General features: G+C 59.0%; 14 protein-coding genes and 1 tRNA gene. 13 read left to right on the forward strand and 2 right to left on the reverse strand.

The window, feature by feature from the left end; translation table 11 throughout:
• The first annotated feature begins 2 nt into the window (after positions 1-2).
• Genes AC1Q5O_RS25405 through AC1Q5O_RS25425 form a run of 5 tightly spaced genes read left to right on the forward strand, consistent with a single transcriptional unit; the run spans position 3 to position 6,629 of the window.
• Complete coding sequence (locus tag AC1Q5O_RS25405) at positions 3-1,085, forward strand: hypothetical protein (protein WP_492566868.1); 1,083 nt, start codon at positions 3-5, stop codon at positions 1,083-1,085.
• A gap of 31 nt (positions 1,086-1,116) precedes the next feature.
• On the forward strand, positions 1,117-1,773 hold the full coding sequence (locus tag AC1Q5O_RS25410; protein WP_492566870.1) for a hypothetical protein: 657 nt from the start codon (positions 1,117-1,119) through the stop codon (positions 1,771-1,773).
• Between the two features lie 12 nt (positions 1,774-1,785).
• The gene (locus AC1Q5O_RS25415) at positions 1,786-3,327 is read left to right on the forward strand and encodes a hypothetical protein (protein ID WP_492566872.1); all 1,542 of its coding nucleotides are present in this window, start codon (positions 1,786-1,788) and stop codon (positions 3,325-3,327) included.
• A gap of 3 nt (positions 3,328-3,330) precedes the next feature.
• Positions 3,331-5,676, forward strand: coding sequence for a hypothetical protein (locus AC1Q5O_RS25420; protein ID WP_492566874.1), 2,346 nt, complete (start codon positions 3,331-3,333; stop codon positions 5,674-5,676).
• A 59-nt stretch (positions 5,677-5,735) separates the two neighbouring features.
• Positions 5,736-6,629 carry a hypothetical protein gene (locus tag AC1Q5O_RS25425; protein ID WP_492566875.1) on the forward strand — a complete coding sequence of 298 codons (894 nt, stop codon included), beginning with the start codon at positions 5,736-5,738 and terminating at the stop codon, positions 6,627-6,629.
• Here the strand turns inward: AC1Q5O_RS25425 and AC1Q5O_RS25430 are convergent.
• A complete protein-coding gene (locus AC1Q5O_RS25430; RefSeq protein ID WP_492566877.1) occupies positions 6,621-6,821 on the reverse strand; it encodes a hypothetical protein in 201 nt (66 codons plus the stop codon). The two genes, AC1Q5O_RS25425 and AC1Q5O_RS25430, sit on opposite strands and share 9 nt — an antisense overlap.
• A 159-nt stretch (positions 6,822-6,980) precedes the next feature.
• A tRNA-Thr gene (locus AC1Q5O_RS25435) sits at positions 6,981-7,055 on the reverse strand.
• Between the two features lie 469 nt (positions 7,056-7,524).
• Here AC1Q5O_RS25435 and murA point away from each other — a divergent pair.
• From murA to yacG, 8 genes are all read left to right on the forward strand, one after another.
• Entirely contained in the window at positions 7,525-8,814 is a 1,290-nt protein-coding gene (murA, locus tag AC1Q5O_RS25440; RefSeq protein ID WP_223611827.1) for a UDP-N-acetylglucosamine 1-carboxyvinyltransferase, read from the forward strand.
• Between the two features lie 135 nt (positions 8,815-8,949).
• Complete coding sequence (locus AC1Q5O_RS25445; RefSeq protein WP_223611825.1) at positions 8,950-9,387, forward strand: DUF2948 family protein; 438 nt, start codon at positions 8,950-8,952, stop codon at positions 9,385-9,387.
• Positions 9,388-9,408: 21 nt separating this feature from the next.
• Positions 9,409-10,701: a histidinol dehydrogenase gene (hisD, locus tag AC1Q5O_RS25450; RefSeq protein WP_492566879.1), complete on the forward strand. Its 1,293-nt coding sequence runs from the start codon at positions 9,409-9,411 to the stop codon at positions 10,699-10,701.
• Positions 10,702-10,708: 7 nt separating this feature from the next.
• Positions 10,709-11,194: a UPF0262 family protein gene (locus tag AC1Q5O_RS25455; RefSeq protein ID WP_403169931.1), complete on the forward strand. Its 486-nt coding sequence runs from the start codon at positions 10,709-10,711 to the stop codon at positions 11,192-11,194.
• A complete protein-coding gene (locus tag AC1Q5O_RS25460; protein ID WP_223611819.1) occupies positions 11,191-11,670 on the forward strand; it encodes an arsenate-mycothiol transferase ArsC in 480 nt (159 codons plus the stop codon). The genes AC1Q5O_RS25455 and AC1Q5O_RS25460 overlap by 4 nt, the downstream gene beginning before the upstream one ends.
• Before the next feature lie 136 nt (positions 11,671-11,806).
• Positions 11,807-12,025 carry a translation initiation factor IF-1 gene (gene infA, locus AC1Q5O_RS25465; RefSeq protein WP_008122731.1) on the forward strand — a complete coding sequence of 73 codons (219 nt, stop codon included), beginning with the start codon at positions 11,807-11,809 and terminating at the stop codon, positions 12,023-12,025.
• 59 nt (positions 12,026-12,084) lie between these two features.
• Positions 12,085-12,711 (forward strand): Maf-like protein, encoded by a 627-nt coding sequence (locus tag AC1Q5O_RS25470; RefSeq protein WP_403169935.1) that lies wholly within the window; start codon positions 12,085-12,087, stop codon positions 12,709-12,711.
• 11 nt (positions 12,712-12,722) lie between these two features.
• Positions 12,723-12,929 (forward strand): DNA gyrase inhibitor YacG, encoded by a 207-nt coding sequence (gene yacG / locus AC1Q5O_RS25475; protein ID WP_374042664.1) that lies wholly within the window; start codon positions 12,723-12,725, stop codon positions 12,927-12,929.
• Positions 12,930-12,947: the final 18 nt, after the last annotated feature.

Consider the following 12,947-nt stretch of genomic DNA (forward strand, 5'->3'; position numbering starts at 1 on the left):
ACATGGGCGGCGGTAGCAGCAATAAATCAGCCATCAATGAACAGAAGGCTTCGGCTGCAGAGGCGAGGTATAAAGAGGACTTGCGTCGGTGGCGTCTTGAAAAAGGCACCAACGAAATCAACGCGCTCTTTGACGGCACCGCTTTGCCAACCCTCGGCGCTATGCCGACATATACGCCGGGCAGCACTGAATATGCGCCGCGCGGCCCAATGCAGCTTTCAGATTTCTATGCGTCCTCGGCTCCTGCTACGTCTGTCGGTGGGATGTTGGGAGGTTCATATGGGGCGTCTCACGGCTGGGGCGCGTCCGAAAACGTGTCCATGAACGACGGTGGGGGCAGCAGTGGCGGCGGTGGCGGGCGCAGTTCGCCGTCATCATATGCACCTGTCAAACAGCCGACCCAACAGCAGCCGCAGACACAGGCTTATGACCTGAATAAGCTCTTGCAGAATGGCGTCATCAATCAGGCCGAATTCAATCAGTACAATTCCGGCAAGAATGGTCGTTTCAATGTTGGCGATCAGGGCTTTGACTCTCTGATCAACGGTCGTCTCCAAGCGGGGCAGGCTGGCGGGCAGTACAATGTGCAGCCGTCCGGCGCGTGGCAGGATGACTTCTTTGGAAATTATAAGAAGGCATATAACGACTTCTATCAGCCGCAGTTGCAGGACAAGTTCAAGACTGCGACCGACAATCTTACGTTTGATCTGGCGCGTTCCGGTATCCTGCGGTCACAGGCTGCCGTAGACAGTCAGTCCGATTTGGTGCGCCAGAAAGCCGAAAACGAGGCCAGCTTGAAGTCTCAGGCTGACCAAGGCGTTGCCGCGCTCCAACAGCGGATCAATTCGGCCAAGCAAAACGCAATCAACCAGCTCTATTCCACAGAAAACCCGGACATTGGCGCAAATTCTGCCCTGTCTCAAATCCGCACAATCCAGAACGAACAGCCGTCATATTCGCCCCTTGGAGACATTTTCAAGACCGCCGCCGTCGGTATGGGAAATTACCAGCAGGGTAGGAATGACCGGAATTATTACAACATCATCACCGGCGGCAATCGCAACGCCGCGACAACGATCCGGTAGGAGGTAGACCATGTGTTTGCCAATGGCAGCTTTGGGCGCGGTGGCCGGACTTGCAGGGACAGCCCTGCAGGTAGGCATGCAAATGAACGCATCCAAAAAGCAGGAACAGGCCAACAATGATTGGGCCAACTATCAGCGCCAGCAGCGTTTGCAGGAGTCCAGTAGGCAGGACGCCGCGCGTATGCAGGCCGATGCAGCTCGCGTTGAAGGTCTGAAAGAGATTGCCCCGGAAGCGATGGTCCAGACACAGGCCAACGAGGCCAACCGTTTGAACCAAGAGCTGCAGCAGCCCGTGGATAACATCAACGTGTCTGATGCTTTGCTTTCCGGCCAGCAGCGCGGATCGCAGGTATTCAACGATGCCCTCGGCGCGAAACTTGCCGATGCGACCAGCAAGGCGCGGGATCGTATCAAGGCGCTTGCCAGCTTGCAGGCGTTCGGCGGATCGTCCGGCGGTCTGGAAATGGCCACGCAAAATGCCTTGCAGAAGACCGGGAACAAGATTGACCTCGCGAACAATATCCGCAGCGGTTCGCTGTCTGCATATGGTTCAGCGAAGGCTGTTAACCCGGTCCAGTATTTCGGCGGTGGCGGTGGCCAGATTGCGGGAATGCTCGGAAGCCTTCCAACCAACCTTATCGGACAGGGTGCCTACAAGGCCGGTGCTGGATCGTTCTTCGGCGCATAAGGAGACACAGGGATGCCACAGATTTTTGTACAGGACGGCGGGCTTGGCTCCCTCTTTGCGAAGGCGATGGGAGGTGGTGGCGAGGGCGGTAGCCTGCGCGATCAGGCCGACGCCTACCGTATTCGCCAGCAGATGGACTTGGCGAAGCAAGCCGCCGATATCAAACGGCAGGAATACGAACAGTCGGTTCTGTCTGACAATCGGGATTACGCGCTCAAGCAGGCGCTTAACTCTGCGACCGTGTCCAAGACAGGCGTAGAAACCACCGGCATTAAGCAGAAAAACGCGCTGCTTGAGAGCCAGATGGGCGCGGCAAACGATCTTGGTTCGGCCTACGGCAACTTTTTCAAGGACGCGTATATTCAGTCTCACACGCCGGAAACCACCACTTTCGGCCCGCAGCAGCCCATGGAGACACGCCGGGAAACCATCCCAGACAGCACCGGTGCGTTGTTTGATGCGCAGGGCCGCACGGCTGCCCTTGCCATGCCAGGCGCAGACCCGAACAAGATTGCGGAAGCGCAGCGCATGATGCTCGGCAACAATGAAATGCTGTTCGGCACCGATCCGACGCGCATTCGCATTGGCGCGAGCGCCGCGCTGGACAAACTCCCGGACAACAAGACTGTCTTGAGCGAGGCCGACCGGGCAGCGGTCGCCAAAAACGACCCAACCGGTGGCGCTGGCGAGTATTTCGGTAATCCGGTTGCGTACAAGCAGCCGGACGGCACTGTCGCTTATGGCCAGATCAGCAAGGGGGGCGTTTTCAAGCCTATCAATCTTGGTGAGGGCAATCAGTTTTTGACCAAGACCCGCGAAATCGACACAGGCACAGACATTGTGACCGTCGATCAGTACGACAACGAGATCAGCCGTCGCAAGAAAGAAAACTACCAAGAGAACTTTGACAAGGCTCGCGGTGGGGTTGAGGGCAAGGCAATCGCGGAAGCTCCGGGCAATCTGACAAAAGCCGCGTCTTCGGCGCAGCAATCCGCTGTTGCCGCAAACCTTGTTGACGAGGATATCAACCGTGCGATCAGCATGATTGACAATTCGCTGATCCCCTTGACCGGCGTTGGCGATTACCTGTCCGACGTGAAGGGATCGCCCCAGAGTAACCTCAAAAGCATTTTGCACACCATCAAGTCTAATGTCGGCTTTGACAGGCTGCAGCAGATGCGTGAAGCGTCCCCAACGGGCGGCGCGTTGGGCGCTGTCTCTGACAACGAAAACGTCCTCTTGCAGTCTGCCATGGGTGCGCTTGAGCAGTCTCAGACCGACGATCAGCTCAAGTTCAACCTGCAACGGCTTCAAAAGGTCCGGCAGGAGGGTCAGCAGCGCATTCGTCGGGCATTCGAGCTGGACTACAACGCTCTGCTCAAGCGGGGTGTTGATCCTAGCCGTCTCCGGTCTGCCGCAGCGATGTTCTTGGGTGCTGACCCTGCCGGACAAGGTGGGGGCGATGTCACACAGCCTGCGCAGACACAAGACAGTGTGACACCCACGCCCGGCGGCATGAGCGATGAAGACCTTTTGAACAAGTATGGTGGTTGAGACATGGCTGACTATGAGCGGATCATGAAAGCCCTTCGCAACGCCGACGCGGCGGGCGACACAGAGGGCGCGCGTCGTCTCGCGGCTATGGCCCGTGCCGCCCAGACAGAACAGGCTGCCCCTGTGTCTGTAGACACGGCCCCGACAGCTCCGGCGCAGGCACAAGCGCCTGATGTTATGCCTTGGGACGTTCCCGATGCGCGCGGGGTGCCGGGCGGAACACATTCGCCCCAAGACCAAGCCGTCATCAACAGCGATGCTCAATTCGGCAAAGACGGTATCGTGCGGTCTACAAACTCTGTTCTGTCCGGGGCAAATCGGGGTCTGGCCGGTGTCGTTGACGCGCCGGTCCATCTGACAAACTGGATTGCCGATAAGGTGGGCCTGCCGGAAGAATGGCGCGGAAGCGGCCCTGCCGCTGCCGGTCTTGAAGCTATCGGCGCAATTCGCGATCCTGATCCAAAACACCCAACGCTTGAGAAAGTTGGTGAAGTGACCGGCGCTGGCGTCGGTTCGGTGGCTGGCGGTGCGTTGCTCAACACCGCGATGCAGGGTGCGAGTTTGACCAATGCGCTCGGCAATTCCCGTGCCGTGCAGGTCGCAGACAATGCGCTGTCTACGGTCGGTAATGCGTCGTCTCGGGCTTTTGCGCCTGCCGGTGGAGCTGGTGGGATCGCTGGTGATGCTGCCAACTATGCGAAACTTCTCGCTGCCGAAGGCGCTGCCGGTGTCGGTTCAACCGTGGGTGGCGCGGGTGGCCGCGCGGTGGGCGAACGGGTGGGAGGGGATACCGGCGGTGCTGTCGGTGAAACCCTTGGTTCGATCCTCGGCGGTATCACGCCTGCCGCTGTTGCCACGGGTGTCTCCAAGCTGCCAAGCGCCGTCGGCGCGCGCACGGCAGAGGACACGGGTGTCTCAAGTGCTGAAATTCTCGGTGCATTGCAGCGTCAGGGGATTGAGCCGTCCGGCGGATTGGTCGGCAATCGCGGTATTGCGAAAGCTGAAAATGTCGCCAGCTCGGTTCCATTCCTTGGCAGTGTGGTGGCCAACAAGCAGGCTAGGCAGGTCGGTCAGTTTGGCGAAGCAGTCCAGAACACAGCCGCGCGCATGCGCGGATACCGGAGTGATGAAATCCCGGATAGTCACACTATCGGGACGAAAATCCAAAATGCAGCGTCGGAAGGTCTGGACACGATCAAGTCCAATATCAACTCCCTTGAAGGTAATCTCGGCTCGCGCGCCGCAAAGGCAAACTCCGCGGTCGATGTCTCCGGCGTAAAGCAGGAGATTGCGGCCCTGTCGGCGAAGTCCACGCCAAACCAACAGGCTACGCTGAATGCGGCCGTCCGTGATCTGGACGCTATGCGTGACGTGCCTATTGACGCGGCCAAGCATCAGACGATGCTGCAGCAGCAAAAGGTGCTGACCAAGAACATTCGGGATGTGAACAAGAAACTTGCCGACGCGCCCCAAGACACGGCGCTCAAGACGCAGGCGAAGACCATGCACGGCAACCTCGAAAAGCTCAACGCGGAAATTGATGCCAACCTTGGCGTCGATTATACGCGTCTACGCGCTTGGCGTACTGAAATCGGGCAGGCGACCCAACAGGGCGGCATCCCCGGCGGCAATATGGCGCAGACATACAAGGCGACAACGGGCGCAACTCAAGATTTTGCGGATCGTGCGGGCATGCGGCAGAATTTCGATGACCTCATGTCAGCGGAAGCCGAACTGTATCAGCGCCGTGGAAATCTCGATACCGGTGGCGATATTCCGCTGACCCAGAAAATCACCAACATGCCGTCCGGCGACGATGTCTACAGGGCCGTTATTCAGGGTGGCCAGCAGGCACCGGAAAAACTGGACGCGATCAGGCGCAATATGCACCCGGATCAGTGGGCGGAAATTTCGGCAGATGTCATCGAACAAATGGGCCGGGCCAAGCCGGGCCAAGGTTCCTCCGCCTCGGATTTCTCGCCGGAAACGTTCCTCACCAACTGGAACAAGCTGTCTGCACGGTCCAAGCAAATCATCGCCGGTGACGAAATGTCGGCGCTGGACGATCTTGCCATGTCTGCGACCGCTTTCCGGGAACGTGGGCGCACCGGTAATCCCTCTGGCACCGCTGGTCACTTGATGACCGGCACTGCGGCTGCCGGGTTGCTGTCTTCGCCCAAAACGACGCTTACAGCCCTCACAGCCGGACATTTGGCCGGTCGGGCAGTGGCCAGTGAGAAGTTTGCTGAAATGTTGGCCAGCAAGGCCCCGAAACTCGCGGATCGTCTGTTGCCGCGCCTCGTTGGGCAGGCGGGCCGGTCGGCAGTAATTAATCAGGAGCGTCAATAATGGCCACTCTAGCCGAAGTTCTGGCGAACGAATACACCCGGTCGAAACTGCCTGCAGGGATGCGGAACAACAATCCCGGCAACATTAAGTATGTGGGGCAGAAGGTCGCGGGCATTGTCGGCCCATCCGTCAATACTGATCAGGGCGACCCGCAAGCGGTCTTTTCCAGCCCAGAGGCGGGTATGGGCGCGATGTATCGGCTCTTGTTGAAAAAGTATCAGGGCGGCAAGACAACGCCAAACGCCATGATCGCCGGGAATATGGGCTGGACGCCCGGAAACTATGATGCTGCGGCCAACGTTGCCCGGAGTGCCGGAATTGGCCCGAATGACGATATTGGATTGACTGATCCGACACGTGCGGCGCGCTTCATGCGCGGCTTGATCGTTCAGGAACACGGCAATTCGGGAAATCTTTATACTGACGACATGATCCGGGCATCGCTGTCCGGTGACGCCTTGGCTCCGCAATCAAACGCGCCCGTGGTCAATATTCCGGTCAATCCGTCGCCCGCAACGAATGTGTCTGCGGCTGCAGTGAACGCGGCCCCCGTGCAGGATCAGCCCCATACGTTCACACCTCCACCCGCCGCGCAAGACATGTCTCAGAGTGCGTTTTCAGCGATGTTCAACCCGCAGCAGACGCCCGGCGCAATACCGTTTGCGCCTTCGTCCGGCGGTTCGGGTGAAAGCACTGTTGCGGGGCTGTTGTCTGGTCTTGTCGGTGAAGTCGGCGGGGCCGTCAAAAACGCCCTGTATCAGCCGCCGGATCAAAAACCTGTGGATGGCCTCTTGCCGACGCCGGAGCTTACAAGCGTTCAGCCAACGATTGCGGCGACTGATCCAACACAGACTTTGGAGGATGTCGGGCAACTCCCAGACATGTTCCAACGTCTTCGGACGCCCCTGCGGCCACAGGTCGGAAGCATGTTCCGGCCTTCGCGGTTAGCGTAGCAAAATCGGCAGCAGCAAAAGAAGGGCGAAAAACGCGCAGATGGCGTCCAGCTCAAGACCGCCGCGTTTCAGTTCTTCGGCGCTCGGCGGGGCTGATTTGGCCACCCATCTGCGCGCCCGCGCTTTTTGATCCAGACGGTCAAAATGATTCGTTGCAAGGTTTCGCTGTTCTGTATCGGTGAGTGCGCGCATTCCCAAAGCCCTCTTTGCTCGGAAAAACTTTACGCACATTTGGCGGCTTGCGTAAAGAGAGTGCCGGAATAGTGCAGGATCGCAGCACCAAGACACGTAGACAGACACAGACAGCCCTTTGAAATCTCTTGTAAGTGTCTGATTATAAAGGGGAAAAACTGGTGCTGCGAGAGAGGATTGAACTCTCGACCTCTCCATTACCAATGGAGTGCTCTACCACTGAGCTACCGCAGCTGATTTGCGAACGCGGCGGACTTCTGCCATATCATTGCTCAAATCGCAAGCAAGCAATTGTAATCTCTTGGGCAAAATATCAGTATTTGCCAAAAGCCCTGTATTTACGTGGATAAAAGCCGCGTTGGGGCGCACGGATTTTGAAAGATAACTTATGACATCGCCGTCTTCGAAAAACCCGAATTCCGAGCAAACAAGCCGTGAGAAGCGGCGTTCAGAACAATTGCGGGCGAATCTGGCACGCCGAAAACAGCAAATACGTTCCCGGCGCTCCGGGGCTGCAGATGATCGGGACGAGGGAATCACCGCCGCAGAACAGACATCCTCCGATACCCCGTCTTCGGAATCTTGACCGGTCGCGCTGCGATCGAAGCATTTCTTGAACCATTCTCTGCGATGGTTTAGATCAACCGGCTCTGCAAAGGGTCTCAACGACAGGACGGGTCTATCCCCGCGAAAGTGACACATTATGGATCGTATCAAGATTGTTGGCGGTAATAAGCTCAATGGCATCATCCCGATTTCCGGTGCCAAGAATGCGGCCCTGCCGTTGATGATCGCGTCTCTGCTGACGGATGATACGCTGACGCTCGAAAACGTGCCGCATCTGGCCGATGTGGAGCAGCTGATCCGCATTCTCGGCAATCATGGCGTCGATTACTCGGTCAATGGCCGCCGCGAACGCCAGGACGGCGCCTATTCCCGCACGATCCACTTCACTGCCCGCAATATTGTCGATACGACCGCCCCCTACGAACTCGTGTCCAAGATGCGCGCCAGTTTCTGGGTCATTGGGCCGCTTCTGGCACGCATGGGCGTTGCGACCGTATCGCTGCCGGGTGGCTGCGCCATCGGCACGCGTCCGGTCGATCTGTTCATCGACGGTCTGCGGGCGCTCGGCGCCGACATCGACATTGAAAACGGTTACGTCAAGGCCAGCGCCAAGGGCGGCCTCGTCGGCACGCGCTTCACCTTCCCGAAAGTATCGGTCGGCGCCACCCATGTGCTGATGATGGCCGCGACCCTGGCCAAGGGCGAAACCGTCATCGAGAATGCCGCACAGGAACCCGAAGTCGTCAATCTCGCCGATTGCCTCAATGCAATGGGCGCCCGCGTCAGCGGTGCAGGCACGCCGACCATCACCATCGAGGGCGTGACCAGCCTCTCCGGTGCGCGGGTTCGCGTCATTCCCGACCGCATTGAAACCGGCACCTACGCCATGGCCGTTGCCATGACGGGTGGTGACGTGATCCTCGAAGGCGCCGATGCCAGCCTCCTCAGCGCGGCACTGGAGACGCTCGGACAGGCCGGTGCGGAAATTTCCGAAACAAATTCCGGTCTGCGTGTTGTGCGCAACGGCCATGGCATCATGCCGGTCGATGTGACCACCCAGCCGTTCCCGGGTTTCCCGACCGATCTGCAGGCACAGTTCATGGGCCTGATGACCAAGGCCAAAGGCACGTCCCACATCACCGAAACCATTTTCGAGAACCGCTTCATGCACGTGCAGGAACTGGCGCGCCTTGGGGCGAAAATCTCGCTTTCGGGGCAAACGGCCAAGATCGAAGGCGTGGAACGTTTGAAGGGCGCGCCGGTCATGGCGACGGATTTGCGCGCATCGGTTTCGCTCGTTATTGCCGGTCTGGCCGCCGAAGGCGAAACGACGGTCAACCGCGTTTATCACCTTGATCGCGGCTTCGAGCGTCTGGAAGAAAAACTGTCCCGTTGCGGTGCGGTTGTCGAGCGTATCAGCGACTGATTCCCGGCTGTTTTTACTGCTGGTGCACTTTCTCCTGACAGCAGAATTCCATTTGCCTGAACTTTCCTCTAACAGGGAAGGGAGCATGGCGTGTTTCGCGCGCCGTGGTCCTGAAAAGTTATGCAAAGGGTAGACATGGACACTCTCAAACTCATCGCGCTTGATGAGGAAGATCTGCAAATCCTTTCTGCGCATCTGCAGGATTCGGTGCTGAAAATAGCCGATATCGATTATCTGCCAGCCGAAAGCCGTCTGGTTCTGGCCGTCAACCGGTTTGTCTGGGAATTGGCCGCCGATGGCAAGCGCCACCGCAGTTTTGAACGCCGGCGCACGGCGCTGCATTTCGCCCGGGTGAAAAGCCTCAAGGCAACCGGTATCGACCGCCGTTTCAAGGACGACGTGCTTTCCCTGCTGGCGATCCGCTTCATTGTTGGCGACGCGCCTTCAGGCGTGATCGAGCTGACATTTGCTGCCAACAGGGCGTTGCGGCTCGAGGTGGAAGCCATCGAGGCCCAGCTGACCGATCTCGGCCCCGCATGGGAAACCGATTTCAAGCCGGAACACGAAGCCTGACGGGCAAGAGGAGCAGTTATTGTGGTTTTGGTGTTGAGGCAGTCCGATCCTGATTTTGAATCCCGGTTTTCCGCGTTTCTTCTGACCAAGCGCGAAGTATCGGAGGATGTGGATCGCGTGGTTGCCGATATTATTCATCGGGTTCGCACCGAAGGCGATGCGGCGCTTATCGACTATTCGCAGCGGTTTGACCGTATCGACCTTGTGCAGCACGGCATTGCTATCACACCAGCCGAAATCGATGCGGCGATGGCAGCAGCGCCGCTGGAAACCGTCGAGGCGCTCAAGCTCGCCCGTAACCGCATTCATTCCCACCACCAGCGACAGATGCCGCAGGACGACCGCTACACCGATGCACTGGGTGTGGAACTCGGGTCGCGCTGGACGGCGGTGGAATCGGTCGGGCTTTACGTGCCGGGCGGCACGGCGAGTTATCCGAGCTCGGTCCTCATGAACGCTGTCCCGGCCCAGGTTGCCGGCGTCGAGCGCATCGTCATGGTTGTGCCGTCTCCGGACGGAAAGCTTAATCCGCTGGTTCTCGTGGCCGCACGCCTTGCCGGCGTTTCCGAGATTTACCGGGTGGGCGGTGCACAGGCAATCGCCGCGCTGGCCTATGGCACGCAAACCATAGCACCGGTGTCGAAGATCGTTGGTCCGGGCAATGCCTATGTGGCCGCTGCCAAGCGCCGCGTTTTCGGCACGGTCGGCATCGATATGATCGCAGGTCCGTCGGAGGTCCTCATTCTGGCCGACAGCGACAACGATCCGGACTGGATCGCTGCCGATCTTCTGGCCCAGGCCGAGCACGATACGGCGTCGCAGTCGATCCTGATCACCGACGACGAGGCATTCGGCAATGCTGTTATCGCCGCCGTCGAGCGCCAACTGGCAAGACTGCCCCGGACGGAAACTGCAAGCGCCAGCTGGCGCGATTATGGCGCGGTGATCCAGGTTCAGGATTTGCAGTCTGCACTGCCGCTGGTCAACCGCATCGCGGCCGAGCATCTGGAAATCGCGACCGCTGATCCGGAAGCCCTGCTGGCGGGCGTACGCAATGCCGGGGCCATTTTCCTCGGCCGCTACACGCCCGAGGTGATCGGTGATTATGTCGGCGGCTCCAACCATGTCCTGCCGACAGCGCGGTCAGCCCGGTTCTCTTCCGGCCTTTCGGTGCTTGACTATGTCAAGCGAACGTCCATCCTGAAGCTGGGTGTGGAACAGTTGCGCGCTCTGGGGCCGGCGGCGATAGAACTCGCGCGCGCCGAAGGTCTTGATGCGCACGGCAATTCCGTCGCGATCCGGTTGAACCTATAGGGTGACAATGACAGCAACGGGCAATACCGATGCGCGATTGATCGATGTGGAGCTGGACGAGACCATCGGCCGCTCCACGCCCGATGTCGAGCATGAGCGCGCCGTTGCCATCTTTGATCTCATTGAGGAAAACAGCTTCCGTCCTGTCAATGACGATGGGATGGGCCCCTATCGCCTGAGACTGTCACTGATCGAGTCGCGTCTCGTCTTTGCCATTTCGCGTGAGGCCGGCGATGATGTGGTCACCCATATTCTGTCGCTGACGCCATTGCGCAAGGTGGTGAAGGATTACTTCATGATCTGCGAGAGCTATTACGAGGCCATCCGCTCATCCAGTCCCAGCAAGATCGAAGCCATCGATATGGGGAGGCGGGGGCTGCACAACGAAGGATCGCAAGCGCTGATGGATCGCCTGAACGGCAAGATCGAGGTGGATTTCGATACCGCCCGCCGCCTCTTTACCTTGGTGTGTGTGCTGCATTGGCGGGGATGAGCGGACCAGTGGGCGCCGAACCCGACAAGCTCCCGGACGGGCAGGAGCCTGCCAAACGGAGCATGCCCGGTGCGGTGCTGTTCATCTGCGGCATGAACTCCATCCGTTCGCCCATTGCCGAAACGCTGGCCCGCAGCCTGCTGCCGCCCCGGGTCTATGTTGCCTCGGCCGGTGTTGAAAAAGGCGAACCGGACCCATTCGTCGATGCCGTGCTGGAAGAACTCGGGTTGAAGCGCATTTCCCTGCACCCGCGCACCTTCGAAGAGCTTGAGGACGACTATTTCGACCTGATCATCACGCTGTCGCCCAAGGCCCATCACATGGCGCTGGAGCTGACGCGAACGACATCGGTCCATGTGGAATATTGGCCTACACCCGATCCGACGCTGGTGCGCGGGCGCCGTGACCAGATCATGGAGGCCTACCGCGACGTGCGCGACAACCTCAAACACCATATTCAAGCGCGTTTCGGCTAGGCAATTCGAACCTTTGTCAGCCCGTGCACAATTGCATTGAACTCCCTTGTTCACAAATGCCGCGCAATACTATAGGTTCCGCCCAAAATTGCGGTCGAGTGTGACCGCAAATTCCTTTCTGGAGATAGAACTACGCATGGCGAAAGAAGAAGTACTAGAGTTTCCCGGTCTCGTGACGGAGCTGCTGCCCAACGCGATGTTCCGGGTCAAGCTTGAAAACGATCATGAAATCATTGCTCACACGGCCGGCCGTATGCGCAAGAACCGCATCCGCGTTCTGGCGGGTGACAAGGTCCTTGTCGAGATGACCCCATACGATCTGACCAAGGGTCGCATTACCTACCGCTTCAAATAACAGTCCTCCCGGCTTCGGCCTGACTTGTCCGCAGGACACGAATTTCCAGGAATGCGTTCATGAGCGATCAACACAAACTGGTTCTGGCATCCGGCTCGCCGCGCCGTCTGGCGCTGCTGGGTCAGATCGGCCTGGAGCCCGATCGCCTGTTGCCCGCCGACGTGGACGAAACGCCTTTGCGTGCCGAGCACCCGCGCTCGCTCGCACGCCGTCTGTCGCGCCTCAAGGCCGAAAAGGTGGCAGACGAGTTGAAAGGTGACGCGGACCTTGGCAAGTCCTACATCATCGCTGCCGATACCGTAGTGGCGGTTGGCCGCCGCATTCTGCCCAAGGCTGAAATTCTCGACGACGCAACCAGTTGCCTGCGCCTTTTGTCCGGCCGTTCGCACCGCGTTTTCACCGGTCTTTGCCTTGTCACGCCGAAGGGCAAGATCCGTCAGGATCTGATCGAAACCCGGGTGCGCTTCAAGCGTCTTTCGCGCGAGGAACTGGAGAGCTATCTTGCATCGGGTGAATGGCGCGGAAAAGCCGGTGGCTACGCCATTCAGGGACTTGCGGGCGGTTTTGTGGTCAAGCTTGTCGGCTCCTACAGCAATGTGGTCGGCCTGCCGCTTTACGAGACAGCCGGTCTCCTGCACGGCGAGGGCTATCCCGTCTATGCCAACTGGCAATCATCGGCACACTAGGTCTTGGACTGATGGACGAAAACAACAGCGCGGCGAAGGTAACGCCATTGCGGCCGACACGGCCATGCCCGGAATGCAAGCGGCCGTCACAGCGGGAGCACTATCCCTTCTGCTCAAGCCGCTGCCGCAACGTCGATCTCAATCGCTGGCTGACGGGTGCCTATGTTCTTCCGGCGGTTGAAAGCGCCGACGACAGCGAAGACGACACCGAACGCTGAACGCACCGCCGTGAAACG

It is taken from the genome of Phyllobacterium sp. MT110, assembly GCF_058792715.1.

Bases quoted from the DNA above. Each gene is read 5' to 3' on its own strand.
- AC1Q5O_RS25405 (WP_492566868.1), top strand. From the start codon at position 3: ATGGGCGGCGGTAGCAGCAATAAATCAGCCATCAATGAACAGAAGGCT.
- AC1Q5O_RS25415 (WP_492566872.1), top strand. From the start codon at position 1,786: ATGCCACAGATTTTTGTACAGGACGGCGGGCTTGGCTCCCTCTTTGCG.
- AC1Q5O_RS25420 (WP_492566874.1), top strand. From the start codon at position 3,331: ATGGCTGACTATGAGCGGATCATGAAAGCCCTTCGCAACGCCGACGCG.
- AC1Q5O_RS25425 (WP_492566875.1), top strand. From the start codon at position 5,736: ATGCGGAACAACAATCCCGGCAACATTAAGTATGTGGGGCAGAAGGTC.
- AC1Q5O_RS25430 (WP_492566877.1), bottom strand. From the start codon at position 6,821: ATGCGCGCACTCACCGATACAGAACAGCGAAACCTTGCAACGAATCAT.
- murA (WP_223611827.1), top strand. From the start codon at position 7,525: ATGGATCGTATCAAGATTGTTGGCGGTAATAAGCTCAATGGCATCATC.
- AC1Q5O_RS25445 (WP_223611825.1), top strand. From the start codon at position 8,950: ATGGACACTCTCAAACTCATCGCGCTTGATGAGGAAGATCTGCAAATC.
- AC1Q5O_RS25455 (WP_403169931.1), top strand. From the start codon at position 10,709: ATGACAGCAACGGGCAATACCGATGCGCGATTGATCGATGTGGAGCTG.
- AC1Q5O_RS25460 (WP_223611819.1), top strand. From the start codon at position 11,191: ATGAGCGGACCAGTGGGCGCCGAACCCGACAAGCTCCCGGACGGGCAG.
- infA (WP_008122731.1), top strand. From the start codon at position 11,807: ATGGCGAAAGAAGAAGTACTAGAGTTTCCCGGTCTCGTGACGGAGCTG.
- AC1Q5O_RS25470 (WP_403169935.1), top strand. From the start codon at position 12,085: ATGAGCGATCAACACAAACTGGTTCTGGCATCCGGCTCGCCGCGCCGT.
- yacG (WP_374042664.1), top strand. From the start codon at position 12,723: ATGGACGAAAACAACAGCGCGGCGAAGGTAACGCCATTGCGGCCGACA.